The sequence below is a fragment of the Phaeobacter gallaeciensis genome (assembly GCF_001678945.1).
Taxonomy (GTDB): domain Bacteria; phylum Pseudomonadota; class Alphaproteobacteria; order Rhodobacterales; family Rhodobacteraceae; genus Phycobacter; species Phycobacter gallaeciensis_A.
In genome coordinates this window covers 4,029,879-4,053,717 of the sequence record NZ_CP015124.1, presented here as the reverse complement: position 1 = coordinate 4,053,717, position 23,839 = coordinate 4,029,879, and the positions used below count along the sequence as shown (strand labels likewise).

General features: G+C 60.3%; 21 protein-coding genes. 7 read left to right on the top strand and 14 right to left on the bottom strand.

Going from position 1 to position 23,839, the window contains the following annotated elements; genetic code table 11:
• Positions 1-250: 250 nt before the first annotated feature.
• Together ctrA and JL2886_RS19065 are read right to left on the bottom strand one after the other, a co-directional pair.
• The gene (ctrA, locus tag JL2886_RS19070) at positions 251-976 is read right to left on the bottom strand and encodes a response regulator transcription factor CtrA (RefSeq protein ID WP_065273438.1); all 726 of its coding nucleotides are present in this window, start codon (positions 974-976) and stop codon (positions 251-253) included.
• A gap of 172 nt (positions 977-1,148) precedes the next feature.
• Positions 1,149-1,427 (bottom strand): DUF1153 domain-containing protein, encoded by a 279-nt coding sequence (locus tag JL2886_RS19065; protein ID WP_065273437.1) that lies wholly within the window; start codon positions 1,425-1,427, stop codon positions 1,149-1,151.
• Positions 1,428-1,574: 147 nt separating this feature from the next.
• Between JL2886_RS19065 and mnmA the strand changes: the two genes are divergently transcribed.
• The gene (gene mnmA, locus JL2886_RS19060; RefSeq protein WP_065273436.1) at positions 1,575-2,720 is read left to right on the top strand and encodes a tRNA 2-thiouridine(34) synthase MnmA; all 1,146 of its coding nucleotides are present in this window, start codon (positions 1,575-1,577) and stop codon (positions 2,718-2,720) included.
• On the opposite strand, the gene lpxB is transcribed toward mnmA, so the two are convergent.
• The 12 genes from lpxB to pyrH all read right to left on the bottom strand — a co-directional run bounded on the left by lpxB (position 2,717) and on the right by pyrH (position 15,154).
• On the bottom strand, positions 2,717-3,874 hold the full coding sequence (gene lpxB / locus JL2886_RS19055; RefSeq protein WP_065273435.1) for a lipid-A-disaccharide synthase: 1,158 nt from the start codon (positions 3,872-3,874) through the stop codon (positions 2,717-2,719). The two genes, mnmA and lpxB, sit on opposite strands and share 4 nt — an antisense overlap.
• Positions 3,871-4,662: an LpxI family protein gene (locus JL2886_RS19050; protein ID WP_065273434.1), complete on the bottom strand. Its 792-nt coding sequence runs from the start codon at positions 4,660-4,662 to the stop codon at positions 3,871-3,873. Before JL2886_RS19050 ends, lpxB begins: the two co-directional genes overlap by 4 nt.
• Positions 4,663-4,666: 4 nt before the next feature.
• Entirely contained in the window at positions 4,667-5,452 is a 786-nt protein-coding gene (lpxA, locus tag JL2886_RS19045) for an acyl-ACP--UDP-N-acetylglucosamine O-acyltransferase (RefSeq protein WP_065273433.1), read from the bottom strand.
• Positions 5,453-5,457: 5 nt separating this feature from the next.
• On the bottom strand, positions 5,458-5,922 hold the full coding sequence (gene fabZ / locus JL2886_RS19040; protein WP_065273432.1) for a 3-hydroxyacyl-ACP dehydratase FabZ: 465 nt from the start codon (positions 5,920-5,922) through the stop codon (positions 5,458-5,460).
• A 99-nt stretch (positions 5,923-6,021) separates the two neighbouring features.
• The gene (locus tag JL2886_RS19035; protein WP_065273431.1) at positions 6,022-6,621 is read right to left on the bottom strand and encodes an OmpH family outer membrane protein; all 600 of its coding nucleotides are present in this window, start codon (positions 6,619-6,621) and stop codon (positions 6,022-6,024) included.
• A 91-nt stretch (positions 6,622-6,712) separates the two neighbouring features.
• The gene (gene bamA, locus JL2886_RS19030) at positions 6,713-9,118 is read right to left on the bottom strand and encodes an outer membrane protein assembly factor BamA (protein WP_065273430.1); all 2,406 of its coding nucleotides are present in this window, start codon (positions 9,116-9,118) and stop codon (positions 6,713-6,715) included.
• A 429-nt stretch (positions 9,119-9,547) separates the two neighbouring features.
• Entirely contained in the window at positions 9,548-10,897 is a 1,350-nt protein-coding gene (rseP, locus tag JL2886_RS19025; protein ID WP_065273429.1) for an RIP metalloprotease RseP, read from the bottom strand.
• Between the two features lie 9 nt (positions 10,898-10,906).
• Entirely contained in the window at positions 10,907-12,076 is a 1,170-nt protein-coding gene (gene dxr / locus JL2886_RS19020; protein ID WP_065273835.1) for a 1-deoxy-D-xylulose-5-phosphate reductoisomerase, read from the bottom strand.
• 17 nt (positions 12,077-12,093) lie between these two features.
• Positions 12,094-12,867 (bottom strand): phosphatidate cytidylyltransferase, encoded by a 774-nt coding sequence (locus JL2886_RS19015; protein WP_065273428.1) that lies wholly within the window; start codon positions 12,865-12,867, stop codon positions 12,094-12,096.
• Positions 12,864-13,622 (bottom strand): isoprenyl transferase, encoded by a 759-nt coding sequence (locus JL2886_RS19010; RefSeq protein ID WP_065273427.1) that lies wholly within the window; start codon positions 13,620-13,622, stop codon positions 12,864-12,866. Before JL2886_RS19010 ends, JL2886_RS19015 begins: the two co-directional genes overlap by 4 nt.
• A 9-nt stretch (positions 13,623-13,631) precedes the next feature.
• A complete protein-coding gene (gene frr / locus JL2886_RS19005) occupies positions 13,632-14,195 on the bottom strand; it encodes a ribosome recycling factor (protein ID WP_065273426.1) in 564 nt (187 codons plus the stop codon).
• A 212-nt stretch (positions 14,196-14,407) separates the two neighbouring features.
• Entirely contained in the window at positions 14,408-15,154 is a 747-nt protein-coding gene (gene pyrH, locus JL2886_RS19000; RefSeq protein WP_065273425.1) for a UMP kinase, read from the bottom strand.
• A gap of 132 nt (positions 15,155-15,286) precedes the next feature.
• Here pyrH and miaA point away from each other — a divergent pair, with 132 nt between their 5' ends.
• The 6 genes from miaA (at position 15,287) to JL2886_RS18970 (ending at position 23,831) form a co-directional block, all read left to right on the top strand.
• Positions 15,287-16,165, top strand: coding sequence for a tRNA (adenosine(37)-N6)-dimethylallyltransferase MiaA (gene miaA / locus JL2886_RS18995; protein WP_065273424.1), 879 nt, complete (start codon positions 15,287-15,289; stop codon positions 16,163-16,165).
• A 125-nt stretch (positions 16,166-16,290) separates the two neighbouring features.
• The gene (locus tag JL2886_RS18990) at positions 16,291-17,112 is read left to right on the top strand and encodes a helix-turn-helix transcriptional regulator (protein ID WP_065273423.1); all 822 of its coding nucleotides are present in this window, start codon (positions 16,291-16,293) and stop codon (positions 17,110-17,112) included.
• A gap of 320 nt (positions 17,113-17,432) precedes the next feature.
• Positions 17,433-19,103, top strand: a complete 1,671-nt coding sequence (locus tag JL2886_RS18985) for an ABC transporter substrate-binding protein (protein WP_065273422.1) — start codon at positions 17,433-17,435, stop codon at positions 19,101-19,103.
• A gap of 137 nt (positions 19,104-19,240) precedes the next feature.
• The gene (locus JL2886_RS18980) at positions 19,241-20,287 is read left to right on the top strand and encodes an ABC transporter permease (RefSeq protein WP_065273421.1); all 1,047 of its coding nucleotides are present in this window, start codon (positions 19,241-19,243) and stop codon (positions 20,285-20,287) included.
• Between the two features lie 15 nt (positions 20,288-20,302).
• Entirely contained in the window at positions 20,303-21,739 is a 1,437-nt protein-coding gene (locus JL2886_RS18975; protein WP_065273420.1) for an ABC transporter permease, read from the top strand.
• 4 nt (positions 21,740-21,743) lie between these two features.
• Entirely contained in the window at positions 21,744-23,831 is a 2,088-nt protein-coding gene (locus JL2886_RS18970) for an ABC transporter ATP-binding protein (RefSeq protein ID WP_065273419.1), read from the top strand.
• Positions 23,832-23,839 lie beyond the last annotated feature (8 nt).

Genomic DNA, 23,839 nt, shown 5'->3' with positions numbered 1-23,839 from the left:
AACCTGCCACGTCCAGAGAAGCAAGAGGGCTTTGGCGTCCCATCAAACACAAAAAATCCCGCCGCAGCGGGTTGAGCCAAGGCCCGTACAGAACCTTACTCACGAAAATCAAAATTGGCGTGGCGCGCACATGGTAAATGGCGCAGCCACATGGTTAACGACACATGCCTTTAGTTAACAGCACATGCCATTATGATTGAGGGCAGACATCTGCCCCCAACAAAGAGTTACAATTCGAATGGGTCGCCGATCAGGCGCCGACTGCCATCCGTTGTTCTGCGCCACCACCGAGTTGATCGTCCTGCGGATCGCGCAGCACATAGCCCCGGCCCCAGACCGTTTCGATGTAGTTTTCACCGCCTGTTGCAGTGCTGAGTTTCTTTCTCAGCTTGCAGATGAAAACGTCGATGATTTTCAGTTCCGGCTCGTCCATCCCGCCATAAAGGTGGTTCAGGAACATTTCCTTGGTCAGGGTGGTCCCTTTCCGCAGGCTGAGCAATTCCAGCATCTGGTATTCTTTGCCGGTCAGGTGAACGGCCTTGCCGTCAACCTCAACGGTTTTTGCATCCAGATTAACCGAGATCTTGCCGGTCTTAATGATCGACTGGGAGTGACCTTTGGAGCGGCGAATGATCGCGTGGATCCGTGCCACCAGTTCCTCACGGTGGAACGGCTTGGTCAGGTAATCATCAGCGCCGAAACCGAAGCCTTTGATTTTATTGTCTGTATCATCAGCACCAGACAGGATGAGAATGGGCGTCTCAATACGTGCCATGCGCAATTGGCGCAGCACTTCGTGCCCGTTCATGTCCGGCAGTCCCAGATCCAAAAGGATCAGATCGTAATCGTAAAGCTTCGCCAGATCGATGCCTTCCTCGCCCAGATCCGTCGTATAGACGTTCAGGTTGGCATGGGTCAGCATCAACTCAATGCTTTTTGCAGTTGTAGGATCATCCTCAACAAGAAGAATGCGCATGTTCGTTTTCTCCGCCTGTATCCTGTTTCCCTCAGGTCGCTGTTAACCTTGCTGGAAAATAGTTAATGCCCCGTTACCATGATCGTTAAAACTCAACATCAAATCAACCGTTCGGTGTTGTTTTAGCACAAAATGGCACTGGGTAGGCGGAGCAAAAGGTTAGTATTAAGCACTAAGGCTTACGAAATTTCTTCAATTGGGTGGTTTTCAACGCTTCTTCGCCGTGATCGGCAACCGCAGCAACCCAGCTGCGGAATTCTTCTTCACTGAGACCATAAAGACGCAGTGCTTCCCCTTGTGGCAGCAATCCATAAAGAACGCCCCTCACCACCGAGGCCTTGCGCGAGGCAACCCAGCGTTTTGTCGTTTTGGGCGGAAGGTCTGCACGGGTCATAACGGAGCCGTCCGGCAAGGTCACAGCCCGTGGTCCATCTACTTTTTTCAAGAACATTGCTTTATCCTTGTGAGGATCTGCGTAATTAGCTTCGTGAGCAGGTTTCCCCCATTGTCCTTAATGGCGCGTGAACCACACACTTGAGAGTCGTTAGGATTTTCCTATATTCTGCAACGCCTTTCCCTTGAACTAAGGAGTCGCCCTATGGCGCTGGATACCGACGGCCCGCTGAATTCGCTTGGCTTTGCCAAACCGCCCTCGGAAACGCGGGTGGTTGTTGCCATGTCCGGCGGCGTCGACAGCTCTGTTGTTGCTGCATATTTGGCCGATCAGGGCTATGACGTGGTGGGCGTCACGCTGCAGCTTTACGACCACGGCGCGGCCCTGGCCAAGAAGGGCGCCTGCTGCGCTGGGATCGACATTCACGATGCGCGGCGAGTCGCCGAAGAGCGCGGATTCCCGCACTATGTTCTCGACTATGAGAACATTTTTAAAGATGCGGTTATCGATGAGTTTGCCGACAGCTATCTGGCTGGGGCGACGCCAGTGCCCTGCATCCGCTGCAATGAACGGGTCAAATTCAAGGATCTTCTGGAGACCGCAAAGGATCTGGAGGCCGATTGCATGGCGACGGGTCACTATATCCAGCGCAAGATGGGCCCCAACGGCCCCGAGCTGCATTCGGCCGAGGATGCTAACCGGGACCAGAGCTATTTCCTTTTTTCAACAACGCCGGAACAGCTGGACTATCTGCGCTTTCCGCTAGGGCATCTGCCCTCCAAGGATGCCACCCGCGAGATGGCCTCCCGCTATGGGCTGGCGGTGGCCGACAAACCCGACAGTCAGGACATCTGTTTCGTACCCGATGGAAACTATGCCAGCGTGATCGAGAAACTGCGCCCCGGCGCGGCTGATCCGGGAGAGATCGTTCATGCGGATGGGCGCGTTCTGGGCCAGCACACCGGGGTGATTCACTACACCATCGGCCAGCGCCGCGGCCTTGGCATCGGTGGCCTCAGCGAGCCGCTCTATGTGGTGCGGCTTGATGTGGACAAGAAACAGGTGGTCGTCGGCCCCAAGGACATGCTGGCCACCCGAATCGTGCCTGTGCGGGAAATCAACTGGCTGGGCGACGAACCCTTTACCAGTCGGAAGGAATGGCATGTCGCGGTGAAAGTCCGCTCGACCCGCCCCCCGCGTGAGGCGATTATCCGTCCGCTGTCCGAAACCACGGCCGAGGTTGAGCTGCTGACACCGGAAGAAGGCGTGTCCCCCGGACAGGCCTGCGTTTTCTATGACACCGAAAGTAGCCGCATCTTTGGCGGCGGCTGGATCTGGCGCGGCTACTAAAGGCGCGCCAGAACCGCGCGGGCGGCGCGCAGGCCCGGAGCCTCCCCGCCCTCGCCCAGACGCTCCATGCTGAGCCCCATGGCTTCCTGCTGCGCCTCAGGGTTGGCACGGACATCTGCCAGCGCCCCGGCGATCCGCGACGGGGTGCAATCCGGCCCAAGGCATTCCGGCACGACGCGGGTCTCGCTCACCAGATTGACGAGTGTGACCGTATCGATCAGGGCCATGCGCTTCATGATCTGCCAGGTCAGCCATTGGAAGCGATAGGCGATCACCATGGGCGTGCGTGCGGCGGCTAGCTCCAGCGACACGGTACCCGAAGCCGCCAGCGCCAGATCCGCCGCGGCAAAGGCCGCTCGTTTGCGCGCTTCGGCAACAGCCGGGTCAAGACCGGTCGGGTCGAGCAACACAGTGCCCTGAGGCCAATCCTTGGCGTGCTGGCGCACCAATTCAGCCACCGGACCGGCGGTCGGCACCACGATTCGGTATTCGGGATAGGCCGCCGTGAAATCCCGCAGCGCCGCGCCAAAGACGGGCGCCAAGCGCCCCACCTCTGACCGTCGTGATCCCGGCAAGGCTAATAGGATCGGCGCATCGCCAAGGTCACAGGTCTGGCGCAACGCGGCGATCTCATCTGCTGTCGCCTTTGGCTCTGCTACTACGGGATGGCCGACAAAATCGCAGTCCATCCCGGCGGCTTCCATATAGGGCGGCTCGAACGGCAGCAGCGCCAGCACGTGATCGATGCAGGTGGCCATCTTCTGCGCCCGGCCCGGCCGCCAGGCCCAGACGGACGGTGCCACGTAATGCACGGTACGGATGTCGCTGCCCTGTTTCACCAGCCGCGCCACGCGCAGCGAAAAATCCGGGCTGTCGATGGTGATCATCACATCAGGGCGCATGGCGATCACAGCATCGGCGGTTTCACGGATACGGCGTTTCAGATGGCGGTATTTCGGCAGAACCTCGGCCAGGCCCATGACGGACAGCTCGTCCATCGGAAACCGGGACTGCAGCCCCTGCTCAGCCATCAGGGTACCGCCAACCCCTTCAAATGAAACATCGGGGGCTAGCGTTTTCAGCCCTTCCATCAGGGCCGCGCCCAGCCGATCCCCCGAAGGCTCCCCGGCCAGGATAAAGACCCGGAGGCTCATGCCGCGTCGCGCAGCCACAGGAACAGGCCCAGACGGTCACAGGTGGCAATCACCGCCTCCTGCTCCAGCACGATCACGCCTCCGGCCTCCAGCACGATACCGGACAGACCGGCTGCTGCGGCCTTTTCCACCGTCGCAGGGCCAATGGTAGGCAGATCGGCGCGCCGGTCCTGTCCTGTCTTCGGCGCTTTGACCATCACTCCGCCCTGCCCGTCCGGACGGCGGATCAAGGTTTCCAGCATCCAGTCGGTGCCAAAGACCGTTTCCACCGCGACGGCTTGCCGCGACCGCACCGCGCAGGACTGGCCAATGTCCGCCGCGCTCATCGCGGCAACGATTTCTGTTCCCCTGGCTGCGTCTGCCTTGTCGAGTTCACCTGGCTGAATACGGGTCGGCACCCCTGGCTGCATCAATAGATCCGGCGCCACATCATGCGCAGCTCGTACAGCAAAACCTGCTGACTCAAAAAGCTCCATGATCGCCCGCAATGCGCCGTCATCCCCGGCGCCAAGCGCAGCCTGCAACACCGGCACCATCGGCAGGGTTTCAGCATCAATGGCCGCAGGATCAATGGCCGGGCGCGACACGGCCCCCGCCAGGCAAATCTCCGTTACGCCTGCGGACGTCAGCCGGGCGAGGAAACTGCCCAGCTGTTCCAGCCGAAAGGTGATTTCCGGATCAAGCGCATCCGGCTCTGACCCCGCCATGGCGCAGACCAGCGGTCGTTCGGACAGGCGATTGCAGATTTCAAGCGGCAGCGCACCGCGCCCCGCGATCAGAGCGATCATGCGATCATCCCCCAGGTGTCAAAAACGACCGGTCGCTTGCACCGGTGATAAAGGCGATGATTTCCTGCACATAAGCGCTGTCGGTTTCCTCACCAAGGCGCCGGGCGCGTTCCTGAAAGGTGCCCTCCCCCTGTGCCAGCATCTGGAAGGCGGCGCGCAGGGCGGTGATATCTGCCCGCGACACACCGCGGCGTTTCAGGCCGACAAGGTTAAGCCCGTCCAGCTCTCCGCGCGGGGCCTGTACCAGTCCGTAGGGGATCACATCATTTGTGACCATGGTAACCGCGCCGATGATGGCGCCGCGCCCAATGCGCACCCATTGGTGGATACCGGAAAGACCACCGATGATCACATCATCCTCGATCACGCAATGACCTGCGACGGCGGCAGAATTGACCACGATCACCCGATCCCCGATCTGCGCGTCATGGGCTATGTGGCAACCGGCCATGAACAAGCCGTCATCGCCGATCCGGGTCACCCCGCCGCCACCTTCGGTACCGGCATTGATGGTCACATGTTCACGGATCCGGTTGCGCGCACCGATCACGGTCCGGCTTTTCTCTCCCTTGAACTTCAGATCCTGCGGAATCTCACCGATCACTGCGAACGAGAACACCGTCGTCTCTGCGCCGATCTCGGTTTCGCCGGTGACCACCACATGGGATTTCAGAACCACCCTTTCGCCAAGGGTGACGTCAGCGCCGACCATGCAGAACGGGCCGATTTCGCAGCCCTCACCAATGGTGGCGCCCGGTTCGATCACCGCCGACGGATGGATCTGGCTCATCGCGATCAATCCTTCTGAATGTCGACCATGGCCGAGAATTCAGCCTCGGCAGCGGTTTCGCCATCGACCGAGGCAACGCCCTTGAACTTGAAGATCTTGCCACCTTTCTTCCCGCGCAGGGTTTCGACATGCATGTCCAGGACGTCGCCCGGGATCACCTTGCGGCGGAATTTGCACTTGTCGATATTCATGAAGTAGATCAGCAGGTCGGTATCGACCATATCCATGCCCACACCCAGCATGACGCCTGCGGTTTGCGCCATCGCCTCGACGATGGTCACGCCCGGCATGATCGGCGTGCCGGGGAAGTGGCCCTGAAAATGCGGTTCGTTCATGGTGACGTTCTTGATCCCATGCGCCGAAGTGTAACCGTCGATTTCGATCACTTTGTCGACCAGCAGGAACGGGTAACGATGCGGCAGAATGCGCTGGATCAGGTGAATATCGGCACTTTTCAGATCGGCGGTCATGGCGGGTATCCCGTTTTTTTATATGTCCTGCGTCACTACCAAGCGGGAACGGTCTGGGCAAGCGCACCGCGCCGATGTCAGGCACCGGTCAGACCTGTTTCACTGGTCAGACGACTGGCTTTCAAGGTCTGCCCCGTCTCCCAGAACGGCATCGATGCGCGTGATCGCAAGATCCGTCACATCCGCGGCCTCAGAGCTGAGGAAAACCGAAGAGTTATCCAGAATGGCACCGGCGCCGCTGTCACGCATGATCCCCTGAAGGATGGGCAAAGAGGCTACAAAGAACTCCCGGCGGGCTGTTTCGCCCATTTGAGTGATCTCGCGCAGTTTCTGATCCTGCGTGCGCCGGGTCTCCTGCACCTTTTTGTCAAAGGCATCCGCAAGCGTGCGAAACGCCTCGGGCTCCATAGAGGGCCGCCGCTGAGTCAGGTCCTGCTCTTCCGCGCGCAGCTCTGCTTCGATACGGCGGTTCTCGGCAGTGAGCACGGCGCCTTCGGCTTCCAGCTCACGCGTGACGCGCTGGCCAAAGGCGCTTTCAGAGAAGAGACGGTCAGGCTGGATCGTCAGAATGCCACTTTGCGGCGCGCCAATCTGCATTTCCTGGCCGAGAGACAGATTGAAAGGCGCGGGTGTTCCAATAGCCGTTGACTGGGCCAAAGCTGTTCCAGCGGTCAAAGGCAGGCACAGCGCCAGGCCCATAACAAGCCCCCGGCGCGCCAGATAAAGGGGCGCCGACCAGCCGGTCGGCGCCCTCTTTGTTATACACGTCGGCCTTGCCTGCATCACCGGGTCAGAACCGGGCCTGCAAGGTCAGATCGAAACTTTGTTCCTTGTCAAAGTCTTCTTTCTTGACCGCATTGGAAAAGTTGAACCGCAACGGGCCAAAGGCCGTGGTCCAGAGGACCGAAAACCCGACCACGTGCCGGAAAGACCCGTTACGGCCGACGACGAAACCACCGCTGGCAGGTGTGTCCACGTCCTGCAGGCCCCAAAGGTTGCCGACATCGTAGAAAAGACCACCGCGCAGCCCCAGTTCCTCAGGCAGACCCAGCGGGAATTCGGCATCAAAACGTGCAACGGCATAGACGTTGCCGCCGAGGAAATCGTCGTAACTTCCGCCATCAGCCCGCGGCGCAGTATCCCGAGGCCCGATCCCGCCGGGTTCGAACCCTCGCATAACGCTGGGGGTCAGAACAAAACGGTCAATCGAGCGGCTGTAATCGTCGCCCATCCAGTGCAGCGAGCCGGTTTCCAAAGTCGCCCGAAGCGTGACTTCCTCGTTGAGGATCTTGCGCTGTGCGACCAGCTTGGCCGTGGTTCTGAGGTATTCGCTATCTCCGCCAAGCCCGGCATAATCAGCGCCCACCTGCATGGTAAAACCGATATTGGGGTCGAGACCGGTCAGACGGCTGTCATAGGAATATGTGAACCCAAGGGAGCTGGACGTTTTGCTGCCTTGATTGATCTCACTTCTTATCACAGGGCCCGCCACAGGATAGGTCCCTCCGACAAAGCTCACGTCATCGCGGCGGATCATTTCACTGTCGGCCCAAGTATAGCGCACTTCCAGAGTGGTATCTTCGGTCACATTGAAGGTCAGCGCCGGACGGAAGAACGCGCGAGAGGTGTCGTACTCCGCATAGCTAGAATCGGTTTCGGACACACCAAGGTCCAAATCGAATTTCAGATCCCGTCCCAGCAGATGCGGCTCGGTAAAGCCCAGAACGTACTCTTCCGATTCCTGAGCAGTCGCGATCGAGAAAGACAGGCGTTGACCTCGGCCCAGGAAGTTGTTTTCGGTCAGACCAACGTTAACCCCAAAGCCGTCGTTGACAGAGTATGCGCCGCCAAGGCTCAACGAACCGGTCGGTTGCTCTTCGACGTTCACGTCTACGATCACCTGGCTTTCGGAGCTGCCTTCCCGGACGTCCACGTCTGATTTGGCAAAGAAGCCAAGCGCACGAATCCGTTCTGCGGCATCCCGGATTTCACGCGGATTGAAGGGGTCGCCTTCGACCGAGCGGAACTTCTGGCGGATCACCCGGTCCAGCGTTGTCGTGTTGCCTTCGATATCGATGCGTTCGACGAAGACACGCGGCCCGCGCACCATCGCGAATTCAACATCCAGCGTCAGATCGCGGTCGTTGCGGGTCACCCGCGGCTCAACGCGCAGGAAATCAATCCCCTGACGCGTTGCAAGCGTTTCCAGCATCTCGATGGAACGTTCAACAATCAGCGGCGAATAGGTCACGCCCGGTTTGACTTTCAATGCAGAGCGGTAGAGGTCAGCATCGGCTTCAGCGATTTCGCTGGTCACCGAGATATTGCCGAACTCGAACTGCTGACCTTCGGTAACATCGACGACCAGATAGACGGCGTCACGCTCCCGAGTCACTTCGGCGTTGGTGCTGTTGACCCGAAAATCCACATAGCCACGCGACAGGTAGAAATCGCGCAACACCTGCCGGTCAAACTGCAGGCGGTCCTCGATCAGCGTGTCCTTGTTGATGAAGGTCCGCAAGAGACCAGCCTGCTTGGTTTCCAGAACCCGGCGCAGACGCCGATCCGAATAGACCTTGTTTCCGACAAACGAAACGCGCTCGACTTCGATGGTGTCGCCTTCGGCAATCTCGAACACCAGATCGACACGATTGTCGCTACGGCGGATGATGCGCGGCGTCACCCGCGAGGCCAAACGTCCCTGCGCCCCATAGGCGGCAGCAATGGTCTCGGCGTCCCGTTCCGCCTGCGCGGCGCGGAACACGCGGCGTGGCGCGGATTCGATCAGCTCGGCCAGCTTGTCATCCTTGATCCGCCGGTTACCTTCGAAATTGATCTGGTTGATCGTCGGGAACTCGGTGACCTTGATGATCAGAGAGTTGCCGCTTGGCACCAGTTCAACCGTTTCAAAAACACCGCTGTCAAGAATACGCTGATACGCGTCATTCAACTGGCCAGCGCTGACCGGTTTTCCCCGTTCCAGCGCCGCATAGGACACGATCGTATCCGATTGGATGCGCTGATTGCCCTCCACCCGGACCGAATTGAACTGGTAGCTTTGCGCCGATGCGAAACTGGGCGTCAGGACAAATCCCAAGGCAACAGCCAATACGGCGCTCGATACGCTTCTATACAGTATATTGGTGCGTTTTGTGCGCACACCGCAGGATGTACCCACGACCTTCCCCCGAACCATCAGTCATAATCCGATTTTTTAAGCAGCTTTTAACTGTGCGTACCGGGTTTACTGACCGTTGTCAAAACTAAGAAATCACTCCGGGGCATGAAGATGCGCACAGACTGAGCACGGGTGACCGACGCGTTGCGCAGCGCAAACGCCGCATCCCCATGGTTTCAAAGGGATCCGAACCAGGCACCTGCAGTCAGAGCGAGAAAAATCGTCACGACCGACAGTGCGCGATCCCAATTCAGGCGCATCAAAAGACCCAGGCCATTGTCCGTTCTCATCAGAGCGTGCATGGTGACTTCCTTTCCCCAGTCGATGCCGCGCGCAAGGCTGCGCTGCGGGCGTAGCAGATTGAGAAAGGGTTAATGCCGGATTATGGCGACAGTTGGGCACCCGCCCTCTTCCCGGAGGCGGGCGCCACAACAAGTGTGATAAATTTTAACAGAAAAGATCGTTGCCGAGTGCAAAGACCATCAACGACAGAATCATCGCAATGCCAAGGGTCATCAGGATGCGCATGACACCATCACTGGGCGGACGCCCTGTGACCGCCTCATAGGCGTAGAACACCAGATGCCCCCCATCCAGCGCTGGCACCGGGAAGAGGTTCAGGAGGCCAACAGCTGTCGACAGAACCGCGATGAAGCGGATGAAGCTGACCGCGCCCTGGCTTGCCATTGCGCTGGAGGTTTCCGCGATCCCGATGGGCCCTGATAGATTGCAGGTGCTGATGGCGCCGGTAATCATATGCGTCAGGCCCGAAATCGACATGTCGATCACCGACCAGACCTGGGACGCCCCTGCCACCAGGGATTCGCCGACCCCGCCCACTTCGGTTGCGGGCTCAAAGGCCTGACCGCCGACCACACCAATCCGCCAACGGGTCGCGAAACTTCCATCGGGCTGCGGCTCATCCGTGCGACGCGGTGCCAGCGCAAGCTCCAACTCCTGCCCTTGCCGCCAGACTTCCAACAGCAGTACGCGGCCATCGGCCTGTTCGACGGTCTGCTTCAGCTGATCGAAGGCAAAAATCGGTTCTCCATCGACGCCCGTGATGACATCGCCGGCCTGAAGCCCGGCATCCGATGCAGCGCTGCGCGGCGCAACGGCCCGCACATGCGGCGGCGATAGGAACGGGCCCTGAACCGAGACCAACTGACCATCCCGGCGCACCTGATACTCCATCGGCTGCACCATCGGCAGTTGGTCGCGGAATTCCCCCCAGGACATGGCTCCGGCCTCGTCCGGGATGGCAACGCCCTCGATTGCGACCAATTCGTCACCTTCGCGCAGCTGATTTTCGATGCCGGGCAGCGGCACCAAGGTGCCGATAGCCAGCGGATCCCGCAGGGTTCCCTGCGTCATCGCCAGAACCGAGAAAATGATCACTGACATCACAAAATTGAACACCGGTCCGGCAGCAACCGTAGCGCTGCGCGCCCAAAGCGGGGCACCGTGCATGGTCTGGCGTAGGCGCGTCGGATCATTGGCCGCCGCCTCCATCGCGGCGCTGTCCTTGCCCGAGGCCGCGTCTGCATCGCCAAGGAATTTCACATATCCCCCAAAGGGCAACAGCGCGATCTGCCAGCGGGTGCCACGCTTATCGACGCGGCTGAACAACACGGGGCCAAAGCCCAGCGAAAAAACCTCCGCATGGATTCCGGACCACCGGCCAACGATGTAGTGGCCGTATTCATGCACGGCGACGATCACCGAAAGCGCGACAACAAAACTGCCGATGGTGTAGAGAAAGCCGCCAAACTGCGGGAGTAGGGTCACGATATCCAAGTTCTTACCTTATCTGCGTTCCGCTGCGGCGCGCTCTGCCTCTTGTCGGGCGAGATGGTCAATCTCAGTGACGTTATCAAGGGTCATTGCGGAATCAATAAGGCCGCTTTGTGCCTCCATCCGCTCCAGAACCGCGGCCGTTACCTCGGCCATTTCGGTGAACCCGATCTGTCCCGCTATGAACAAATCCAGCGCCTTTTCCTTGGCTGCGTTGAAGACGGCGCCCATCAGACCGCCGCGCTGCATTACATCATAGGCTTGCTGTAGCGCCGGGTACCGCGCCGTATCCGGAGCCGTGAAATTCAGCTGACCAATTTCCGCCAGATCGAGCCGCGCAACCGGCAGATCCTTTCGCTCGGGCCAATGCAGCGCGTATCCGATGGCATGGCGCATATCTGGTGCGCCCAGATGCGCCATCAGGGCACCATCGCGAAAGCCAACCAGCGCATGCACCATCGATTCGGGATGCACCAGAACCTCGATCTGTTCTGGCGCGACACCAAAGAATTCTTTGGTTTCAATAACCTCTAACGCCTTATTGAACATTGATGCGCTGTCGATGGTGATGCGCTGCCCCATGTCCCAGTTTGGATGAGAGGACGCCTCGGCCAAGGTTGCCTTTTGCAGATCTTCCAGCGGCCAGTCGCGGAACGCGCCACCGGATGCGGTGATGATGATCCGCTCAACTGCTGAAATCTCTTCACCGACCAGCCCCTGAAACACCGCCGAATGTTCGCTATCCACCGGCAAGAGCCGGGCGCCATGTCGCAGCGCGGTCTGCATCAGAAGGCCACCGGCACAGACCAGCGATTCCTTGTTGGCCAACGCCAGCGTGGTGCCCTGCTCTAGCGCCTTGAGACCCGGCGCCAGACCGGCAGCGCCAACGATCGCCGACATGATCCAGTCCGCCGGACGGGTTGCCGCCTCGATCAGGGCGGCCTCGCCCGCTGCGGCCTCCACCCCGCTGCCCTCCAGCGCGGCGCGCAGATCCGGCAGGCGCTCCTCATAGGCCGTTACCGCAATATCAGCCTTGAGCGCGATCGCATCCGCGGCAAGCCGGGCAATATTGGCACCGCCCGTCAGAGCGACCACGTCATAGGCGCGCTGATCGCGCCGGATCAGGTCAATGGTGTTCTGACCGATCGAGCCGGTGGCGCCGAAGATAGAGATTTTACGCATGGTCATGCCCTACAAGGCTATCCCAGAAATGTCACGAAGATCAGGAAGGCCGCCGCCGCCCCGAGCATCCCGTCGAACCGGTCAAAAAGGCCACCGTGACCGGGAATAAGCGCGCTGGAATCCTTGACGCCGGTCTTCCGCTTCAGAGCGCTTTCCGCGATGTCGCCCGCTTGGCTGGCCATCGACATGACAACCGACAGGACAATCGCGCCCATGCCCAGCCCCGAGGCTTCGCTGAAGAAGGCCCCGACAACCGCCGCAGCGATCCAGCCAGCCGAAGATCCAGACCAGGTTTTCTTGGGGCTGACACGCGGCCAGAGCTTTGGCCCGCCGATCATCTTTCCGGCAAAATAGCCTGCCACATCAGTGGCAACGACAACCCCGATCAGCCACAACAGCCATGCAGCGCCCATTTCGTTGCGCAGCCATACAAAGGTAAAGCCGGCGCAAACGATCCAGAGACCAAACAGCCCGAACCGCAAGCGAGCGGCAACGGGCAGTTGAAACATGCCACCAAGGATCGGAGACACCAGCAGAGGCATGCCCCAGACCGGCGGCAGCAGGGTCGCGCCCAGCACCGCAATGGCTGACATTGCCCCCAGTTGCAGCGCCTGCCCGGTCTTTTCGGGCGCCAGCATCCGGACAAGTTCCCAGATCATACCACCACAAGCGGCAGCGATGAGCACAGCAAACCAGATGCCACCCAGCCAGATTTCCACGGCGCCTACAACAAGCATGACGACCGCAGACAGCAAGCGCGGCATCAGGTCGGACCAACGTCCCGCGCTCATGTCTTCACCGCGCCAAAACGTCTGTCACGGGCGCCATAGCCCCGGCACAGGCGCCCCAGTTCTTCGGCGGTGAAATCCGGCCAGAGCGTGTCGATGAACTCATACTCCGCATAGGCAGATTGCCACAGCAGGAAGTTGGAAATCCGTGCCTCACCGCTGGTGCGGATCACCAGATCGGGATCCGGCAGCACATGGGTATCGAGGTATTTCGGCAGGGTTTCCTCGTCCACATCGTCAGGAGATAGTTTTCCAGCCGCAACATCCTGCGCTAGCCGTTTCGTGGCGCGGGCCACCTCGTCCCGCCCACCATAGTTCAGGGCAATTGTGAGATTGGTGCCGTCGTTACCTTTGGTTTCCTCTTCCAACTGATCCATCAACTGGATCAGCTTGGCATCAAGCCGCACCCGATCCCCGATGAAACGCACCCGTACATTACGCGCGGCCAGCGCCTTCATCTCCTTGGAGATATAGCGGCGGAACAGGCTCATGAGGCCCGCGACCTCGACCTGCGTCCGTTTCCAGTTCTCGGTCGAAAAGGCAAATATGGTCAGATACTTGATGCCTAGGGACGGACAGCATTCGACGATTTCCCGCACCCGTTTGGCGCCTGCGTGGTGCCCGAACAGACGCGGGCGGCCACGGGACTGTGCCCACCGGCCGTTGCCATCCATGATGATGGCAACATGGCGTGGGCCCTGCCCCGTGCCGTCTTCGGACGCGCCCTCGGAAGGCGCCGTGTCGGTATTGCTGACCATATCCGGGCGTCAGACCTGCATGATTTCGGCTTGCTTGTTTTCCAGCGCCTCGTCCACGGCCTTGATCATCGCGTCGGTCAGATCCTGAACTTCGCTTTCCCAGAACTTCTGGTCGTCCTCGGACATCCCATCAGCCTTGGCCTTCTTGATCTGATCCATGCCATCGCGGCGCACGTTGCGCACCGACACACGGGCGTGTTCAGCGTATTGGCCGGCAACCTTCGTCAGCTCGCGGCGGCGTTCTTCGTTCAGCTCCGGAATCGGCAGCATGATGATGGTGCCGTTCAACTGCGGATTGATACCAAGGCCGGATTCCCGGATCGCCTTTTCAACTTTGCCAACAAGGGATTTATCCCAAACGTTGATCGTCACCATGCGCGGCTCGGGCACGTTGACGGTGCCGACCTGGTTGATCGGCGTCATCGAGCCATAGGCATCTACCATCACCGGATCCAGCATCGAAGCCGAGCCACGGCCGGTTCGCAGCGAGGCAAACTCGGTGCGCAGGTTGGCCATGGCGCCATCCATGCGACGTTTCAGATCGTCGGTATCCAGTTCAAAATCATCAGACATTCTGCTCTCTCCCCTGACTTGAGGCGGTCTTTACACCGCTCATAAGCGATTGTCGCAAGATTGTATAGCAATCTCGGCCCGCTGACGGCCACTCTGCCCGATGGCAGAAGCTAGCCACAGCGTTGATACCGGCTTGCAACCCCTTGCATAAACGAAAAGACGCGCCTCCCGCCGGGACACGCGTCTTTTGCCATTATCAAACCAACTGCGGCTCAGCCCTGAACCTTGGTGTACGTCCCCTCGCCGGCCAGGATGCCCCGGAACCCGCCAGGCTCATCCAGCGAGAAGACGATGATCGGCAGGCTGTTGTCGCGCGCCAGAGCAATCGCCGAGGCATCCATCACGCCCAGGCGTTTGGCCAGCACATCGTCATAACTGACGGTGTCATAGCGCTTGGCGTCGTCGAACTTCACCGGATCCTTGTCATAGACGCCATCGACCTTGGTGCCCTTGAAGATCGCCTCGCAGGCCATTTCATTGGCACGCAGCGTCGCCGCAGTGTCGGTGGTGAAATAGGGGTTACCGGTGCCGGCCGCGAAGATGCAGACCCGCTTCTTCTCAAGGTGGCGCACGGCGCGGCGGCGGATATAGGGCTCGCAGACCTGATCCATCGGAATGGCGCTGATCACCCGGGTGAAGACGCCAAGCGATTCCAGAGCGGCCTGCATGCCAAGGGCGTTCATCACCGTCGCCAGCATCCCCATATAGTCAGCTGTGGTGCGTTCCATGCCCTGCGCAGCGCCGGACAGGCCCCGGAAGATATTGCCGCCGCCGATGACCATGCAGATCTCGACGCCCATGTCGTGCACCGACTTCACCTCTTTGGCGATCCGCTCCACGGTCGGCGGATGCAGGCCAAAGCCCTGATCCCCCATCAGCGCCTCCCCGGAGATTTTCAGCATGACACGTTTATAGGCAACGGCCGAAGTGGCGGCCGGTGTTTCGATTTCTTGGGGCATGTTGCGCTCCGGAATATGACGGGGTTAATTTGCGCCGCAAAATGAAGCAAATCACCGGCAGGATCAATGCAGGCCAGGCGCCTTTTCTTCCCCGGAGTATAACAAATCCGCCCCCGGTGAGGACAGGCTGACATGACAGAACTTCGCATCGATCCGGATAGGCCCGTTCTGATCGCTGGCCCAACGGCCTCGGGGAAATCCGCGCTCGCGCTGGAAATTGCGGAAAAACAAGGCGGTGTGGTAGTCAATGCCGATGCCAGCCAGGTGTTCGACTGTTGGCGGATCGTTACCGCCCGCCCTTCTGTCGAGGAAGAGGCCCGCGCGCCGCACCGGCTTTATGGGCATGTGGCCTATGATGCGCCCTATTCCGCCGGTCACTGGCTGCGGGAGGTGGTGCCGCTGCTGTCAGGAACGCAGCGGCCGATCATCGTCGGCGGAACCGGCCTTTATTTCAACGCCTTGACCGAAGGTATGGCTGAAATCCCGCCCACACCTGCAGAAGTCCGGGCCGAGGGCGATTCGATGTCGCTCGAAGACTTGCTGTCGGCGCTTGATCCCCAGACCGCGGCCCGCATCGATGTGCAGAACCGTGCCCGCGTGCAGCGCGCCTGGGAGGTGCTGACCGCCACGGGACGGGCGCTGGCCGATTGGCAGGATGACACCCCGCCGCCGCCCCTGCCGCTGAACGCCTGCAGTGCGTTGGTGCTGGAAAGCAGTAAGGACTGGCTGGAGGCACGCATCCGCAAACGGTTCCGCGCCATGCTGGATCAGGGCGCCATGGATGAAGTCGAGGCCATGCGAGATCGGTTCGACCCCAGCCTGCCCTCCTGCAAGGCGATCGGCGCGCCGGAACTCATGGCCTATGCCACTGGCAGAATGACGCTGGAGGAGGCGGAGGAAAGCGCCGCGATTGCCACCCGCCGGTTCGCCAAACGGCAGCGCACCTGGTTCCGTGCCCGCATGGAGAAATGGCGGAAAATCTCCCCCGAGATCGGCTATCAGCTCAGCTAAACGGCAGGTGCAGGTAAGAGGCACAAATTTATCAATTTTTAACCTTCTTCGGCAGGAACTTGCCAGAATCACATTTTCATGCGCTGTTACATCGATAAAGTTTAAGTAAATCTATGTAACATCTCATGCCATTCGACCCGAAACCAGCCGAAGATCTTCACGTTTCGCCGCTTTCGCGTCTCTACCCAGACGGTCCTTGGCAAACAGAACTTGCGCATGATCGCGCCGAGCATGTGCTGATCTGGATCACACGCGGACAGGGTCGTTTTCTGATGGATGGGCACCGGCGCGGGTTTGGCGCGCATACGGCGCTGTTCTTTCCGGCCGGCAATCTGTGGTCAGTGGAATTCGGACGCCAATGCCTGGGTCAGGCCCTGATCGTGCCTGCCACCGCGCCCGTGTCGATGCCGCCCGAGCCGCTACACCTGAAGTTCAACGACCCGGTCGAGCAAGCGCGTCTCAACAGCCTGCTTGAGGCGGTGTCGGTCGAACAATCCACTCATCCTGCCCTGTGGCGCCGGGCCATGCAGTCCTACACCGATCTGATCAGCATCCAGCTGCGCCGTCAGCCCCCCTCCGGCCCCCTGCCCCCGGTGAAACCAAACGCCGCGCGGCGCCTGTCACAGGCCTATTGCAAGCGGGTGGTAACCTATTTCGACGATCACGCCAGCATGGCGGATCACGCCGCTGCGCTGAACGTGACGCCGACCCACCTGACCCGTGTCTGCAAGGCGGAAACCGGTAAGACTGCCGCCACGCTGCTGACAGAGCGGCAGCTTCACGCGGCCCGGAGCCTGCTGATTTCAAGCGATCTGGCCATGCGCGACATCGCCGCCCAACTGGGGTTCGGCAGCGCCGCCTATTTCACTCGCTTCATCACCCAGCACACCGGTGAGACACCAAGCGCCCTGCGCAAGAAGGCGCGCAAAGCCGCTATTCCCCAGTAACGTTCCAGCCTCTGCCCGCGACCTGCCGTCGTGAGTCGGCCCAGGCCCCCGTTTGCACCTCAACCCTGCGGAGAACTGGGCACTTCTGCCCAGTCCTGTGGCGCGACCCACCGCGAATATACGAAAACGACGCAAAAAAGGTCGCTTTTCTGCCGTATTCCGCCGAATCTGTGCATTGACCTAAGCCGCCTTATGAGGCCGAATAGGTGCGTGAGACGGCGAAATTCAAAAATAGCACCTTTCCGGACCGCAATCCGGACATACCATCGCCACCTCGAGGCAGGGCCAAGCGTCCTGTTGGTGCAAACAGGGAGATCCGTATGAACAACGATACCACCACCGGCGCGCCGATCCACTGGGCCGCCCAGATGCATGCCGAGGAAGTCAAAAACGGCAAACTGAGCCGCCGTGAATTCCTGGCCCGCTCCACCGCACTGGGCGTCAGCGCCGCAGCCGCCTATGGGCTGATCGGTCTGGAGGCCCCGGTGCAGGCCGCTGCACATGCCCAGAAGGGTGGCACCCTGCGTATGCAGATGGAGGTCCGTGCGCTCAAGGATCCGCGCACTTTTGACTGGACCCAGATCGCGACCTTTACCGCCGGCTGGCTGGAATATCTGGTCGAATACAACAGCGACGGCTCTTTCGGCCCGATGCTGCTGGAAAGCTGGAGCGCCAATGCCGATGCGACCGAATACACCCTGAACGTCCGCAAGGGCGTCAAATGGAACAACGGCGACGATTTCACCGCCGAGGACGTGGCTCGCAACATCGCCGGCTGGTGTGACAAGAGCGTCGAAGGCAACTCGATGGCAGGCCGCATGGCATCGCTGATCGACGAAGCCACTGGCAAGGCCGCAGATGGCGCCATCACCGTGGTGGACAGCCACACCGTGATGCTGAAGACCAACACGCCGGACATCACCATCATCCCCGGCATGGCGGACTATCCCGCAGCCATCACCCATGCCAGTCATGACGCCGCAACCATGCTGGAGAACCCGATCGGTACCGGTTACATGCTGCCCGAGAGCATGGAAGTCGGCGTCAAGGGTGTGCTGGTGCGCAACGAGGACCACGAGTGGTGGGGCTACGCCGCTGGCAAGGGCGGCCATCTGGACCGCATCGAGTTCATCGACTACGGCACCGATCCGGCCGCCTTCCTGGCCGCCTTCGAGGCCGAAGAAATCGACATGAACTGGGAGTCGGTCGGTGAATATGTCGACATCTTCGACAGCATCGGCCTGACCCGATCGGAAATCCCCTCCGGCTTTACCATCGTCATCCGCCCGAACCAGCTGGCCGAAGTCGATGGCATGAAGCCCTATGCTGACAAGCGCGTGCGCCAGGCTCTGGCCATGGCAGTCGACAACAACGTCTGCCTTGAACTGGGCATGTCCGGCTACGGCATCCCGGCAGACAACTGCCACGTCGGCCCGATGCACCCGGAGCACGACCCCAGCGTCACCCGTATCCCCTATGACCCCGCCAAGGCCAAGGCCCTGATGGATGAAGCAGGCATGGGCGATTACGAGCACGAGCTGCTGTCGATCGACGATGACTGGCGCCGCAACACCACCGATGCGGTGGCAGCCCAGCTGCGCGATGCAGGCATCAACGTGAAGCGGACCATCCTGCCCGGTTCCACCTTCTGGAACGACTGGGTGAAATATCCCTTCTCCTCGACCAACTGGAACCACCGCCCGCTGGGCACTCAGGTTCTGGCACTGGCCTATCGCTCGGGCGAGGCCTGGAACGAAAGCGGCTTTGCAAATGCCGAGTTCGACGCTCTGCTGGCCGAGGCCAACTCGATCGCAGATGCCGACAAGCGCCGCGAAGTGATGGGCAAACTGCAAGCCATCATGATCGACGAAGGCGTCACCATCCAGCCTTACTGGCGCACCGCCATGCGTCACCACCGGGATACCCTGGTCGGTGTCGACAAGCACATTGCGGACCTGCCCCAGCTTTACAAGTGGGCTCTCAAAGCCTGACCTGGACCTGCACGGGCCGCGCATCGCGCGGCCCGTTTCCGCTGGACCCGTAGCACAGCCAAAAGACAGGGCGCATCCGCGCCTAGCAAAAGCGCAGCGGCATTGAACCGGGCGCATAGCCACCAATGGGGGCATCCATGGGACTGTTTATCCTCAGACGCGTCGGGGTCATGATCCTGACGGCGCTTTGTCTGACCTTTGTCGTGTTCTTCATGACAAACCTCTATCCGAACCTTGAAAAACTCGCCAAGACCCAGGGCAACTTCCGCATGTCGGACGAAGCCGTGGCCAGCTGGCTGGAAAAGGGCGGTTACCTGCAATCCACGCCAAAGAAATACATGGAATGGATCGGCCTCGCGCCGTCGTACCAGCACACGGCTGAGGATGGCACCATCACCGGCCGCTGCATCACGCCGGGCATGGACCCAGCGGAGGCCCCGCAGTTCTGCGGCATCCTGCAGGGCTATTGGGGTTATTCCACGGTGTTCAAGGATGAGGTCAGTTCCATCATCGCCACCCGTCTGTCGCTGACGGGCACGCTGATGTTCTGGGTGATGCTGGTCATGGTGCCCTCGGCGCTGATCCTTGGCGTTCTGGCGGGCATGAAGGAAGGCTCTGCCACCGACCGAACACTGTCGACCTTTGCCATCACCACCACGGCGACGCCCGAATATGTCTCGGGCGTCCTGTTTATCGCTATTTTCTCATCCTCTGCCGTCGGCCTCAAATGGTTCAAGGGCACCGCGACCAGCGCGATGGAAAGCCCCAACATCGAAAACTTCCTGCTGCCGGTTCTGACTATCGCCCTTTATGGCATGGGCTATATCGCACGCATGACCCGCGCCTCGATGACCGAGGTGATGACGGCGCAATATATCCGCACCGCACGGCTCAAAGGGGTGAGCTTTCCCAAGATCGTCATGAAACATGCCCTGCGCAACGCGCTGATCGCGCCTTTCACCGTGATCATGCTGCAGTTCCCCTGGCTCCTGAACGGCGTGGTGATCGTTGAGACCCTGTTCAACTACAAGGGCTTTGGCTGGACGCTGGTACAAGCCGCTGGCAACAACGATATCGAACTGCTGCTGGGCGTCTCGGTCGTCTCGGTTCTCGTGGTGTTGATCACGCAGCTGATCTCGGACATCGGCTACGTCTACCTAAACCCACGCATTCGCATTTCCTGAAGACGGAGAAAGACTATGGAACCACTCAGCTGGACCGGATCAATCGCCTTTCTCAACCCGCTTCTGTTTGCGGCTTTGGGACTACTGGCAATCTCGATCCTTCTTTGGATCATCATCGGCGCGGTCACCCCCGAGGAACGCGCTATTACCAACGCAGGCGGTACGCTCAGCCTGTCGGCCGGGCCGCAGGGCCTTGCCGCGCTGGCCGTGCGCCTCACCTTCCTGGCCTCGGCCGTCATCCTTTTGGCCTATCTGCTGCTTGGCCTCGTGATGGGCACCGGCGCGGGAATCATCGGCGCCCTGTCGCAGCAGATGCTGCCGGTCTGGATCGCCCTTGTGGTGCTTTATGCCGTTTCCATCACCTTCAAGCGGCGTCTTGGCCTTTATGGCAAGCTGTTTGACAGCCCCATCGGCATGATCGGCTTTGGCCTTGTCATGTTCTGGGTCTTCACCGGCTTTTTTGCGGCCTTTGACATGCTGGCCACCCATGATGCGCTGTCGCAGGCGTCGGGCATGAAAAACAAAGCCCCCGGCACGCCCCTGCGCGGCGCCGAAGAAGGCGAGTTCCAATGGTATCTCCTTGGCGGTGACAACCTGGCGCGGGATGTGTTCAGCCGGATGGTCAAAGGTTCCTGGGAGGTGGTGAAAATTGCCCCGCTGGCGACGACCTTTGCCTTCATGGTGGGGATCACCCTAGGGCTGCCGGCCGGATACTATGGCGGCAAACTGGACACCTTCCTGTCCTTCCTCGCCAACCTGATCCTGGCCTTCCCGGTGATCCTGCTGTTCTACCTGATGGTAACCCCCGAGATCGTCGAGACCGGCCTGCCGCAATATATGGCGGTGGTGCTCTTTGCCTTCCCGATGGTATTCTTCGGGGTGCTGCTGAATGCTCGCTACAGGACGCAGCCCAAGAAGAACATCATCATCCTAGCTGTCGTTCTAGCGCCGCTGTTCGTGCTCTATATGTCCTTGATCAATGCCAAGGGATCCAAGATCGACTTCTGGCCGGTGGATCTGTTCGACATTCCGGGCGGAATCCTTGTGGTCTTTGTCTCGGTGGTCTTCGTGAACTCACCCACCGTGTTCCGCATCGTGCGGGGCCTAACGATGGACATCAAGACCCGCGATTACGTGGCCGCCGCGCAGACCCGGGGTGAGCGTCCCTGGTACATCATGCTGTGGGAGGTTCTGCCGAACGCCCGCGGGCCGCTGATCGTCGATTTTTGCCTGCGCATTGGCTACACGACCATCCTTCTTGGGACTCTGGGTTTCTTCGGCCTTGGCCTGCCGCCCGAAAGCCCGGACTGGGGATCGACCATCAACGAGGGCCGCAAGCTCTTGTCGATCTACCTGCACCCGGCCCTGCCCCCCGCCATCGCTCTGCTGAGCCTGGTACTGGGTCTGAACCTGCTGGCCGATGGTCTGCGTGAAGAAAGCCTGAGGGATTGATGACATGAGCAAGCTAGAGCAAACCGATGGCCCGATCCTGGAAATCGACCGCCTGTCGATCTCCTTCTTCACCCGGCTGCGTGAAATCCCGGCGGTAATGGATTTTTCCGTCTCCGTGATGCCCGGCGAGGCGGTTGGCCTTGTGGGCGAATCTGGCTGCGGCAAATCCACTGTCGCCCTTGGGGTGATGCAGGACCTTGGCAAGAACGGCCGCATCGTGGGCGGCTCGATCAAGTTCAAGGGCCGCGACCTGGGAGAGATGAGCGTCGAGGAGCTGCGTGACATTCGCGGCAACGAGATCGCGATGATCTATCAAGAGCCGATGGCCAGCCTTAACCCGGCGATGAAAATCGGCAAGCAGCTGATGGAAGTGCCGATGATCCACGAGGGCGTCAGCGAAGAAGAAGCCTACAAGCGCGCCCTTGAAGTTGTCACCGACGTGCGCCTGCCCGACCCGGAGCGGATGCTGAACAGCTATCCGCACCAGCTGTCGGGCGGCCAACAGCAGCGGATCGTCATCGCCATGGCGCTGATGTCGAAACCGGCACTGCTGATCCTGGATGAGCCCACCACCGCCCTTGACGTGACGGTGGAGGCCGCCGTGGTCGAACTGGTCAAGGATCTGGGCAAGAAATACGGCACCTCGATGCTGTTCATCTCGCACAACCTCGGCCTTGTTCTGGAAACCTGCGACCGGCTTTGTGTGATGTACTCCGGCGAAGCGGTCGAGCGCGGCAGTATAGAAGACGTCTTTGACGAGATGCAGCACCCCTATACGCAGGCGCTGTTCCGCTCGATCCCGCTGCCGGGTGCCGACAAGAACGCGCGCCCGCTGGTGGCGATTCCGGGCAACTTCCCACTGCCCCACGAACGCCCGCCGGGCTGCAACTTCGGTCCGCGCTGCGATTATTTCGAAGCGGGCCGCTGCGATGCGGGCGACATTGCCATGGCCGATGTGCCCGGCAATGACCGCCACGCCACGCGCTGCCTGAAGTTCCAGGAAATCGACTGGAACGCGCCGATCACCGTAGCCGACAAGAAGGAAAAGACCGCCCCGGGTGAGGTTGTCCTCAAGATCGACAAGCTCAAGAAATATTACGAGGTGGCCGCGAATGCCCTATTTGGCGGAGGCGCCAAGAAAGTGGTGAAGGCCAATGAAACGCTGAGCTTCGAGGCCCGCGAATCCGAAACGCTGGCCATCGTCGGTGAATCGGGGTGTGGCAAATCCACTTTTGCCAAGGTGCTGATGGGGCTCGAAACCGCCACCGACGGGGATATCCTGATGGATGGCCAGAACATCGAACAGACCCCGATCGAAGAACGCAACACCAAGACGATTTCGGACGTGCAGATGGTGTTCCAGAACCCCTTTGATACGCTGAACCCGTCGATGACCGTCGGACGGCAGATCACCCGGGCGCTGGAAATCTTTGGCATCGGTGACAACGACGCGGAGCGCAAGCAGAGGATGCTGGAGCTGCTGGATCTGGTGAAACTGCCCCGCGCCTTTGCCGACCGCATGCCACGGCAGCTGTCCGGCGGACAAAAACAGCGCGTCGGCATCGCCCGCGCCTTTGCTGGCGGTGCACGCATCGTTGTGGCGGATGAACCCGTCTCGGCACTGGATGTGTCAGTGCAGGCGGCGGTGACCGATCTTCTGATGGAGATCCAGCGCAACGAGAAGACGACGCTGCTGTTCATCAGCCACGACCTGTCCATCGTGCGCTATCTCAGCGACCGGGTGATGGTGATGTATCTTGGCCATGTGGTGGAGCTGGGGACGACCGATCAGGTCTTCTCGCCGCCCTATCACCCCTATACAGAGGCCCTGCTGAGCGCGGTTCCCATCGCCGATACATCGGTGGAAAAGGAGCATATCGTTCTCGAAGGCGACATCCCGTCAGCGATGAACCCGCCATCAGGCTGTCCTTTCCAGACCCGCTGTCGCTGGAAGAGCGAAGTTCCGGGCGGTCTCTGTGAACGCGAGGTCCCCCCGGTGCGCGACATGCAGGGCGGGCATCAGATCAAATGCCACCTCAGCGATGAGATCCTTGAACGGATGAACCCGGTCATCAAGATCGCCGCCGAGTAGCCACTCTG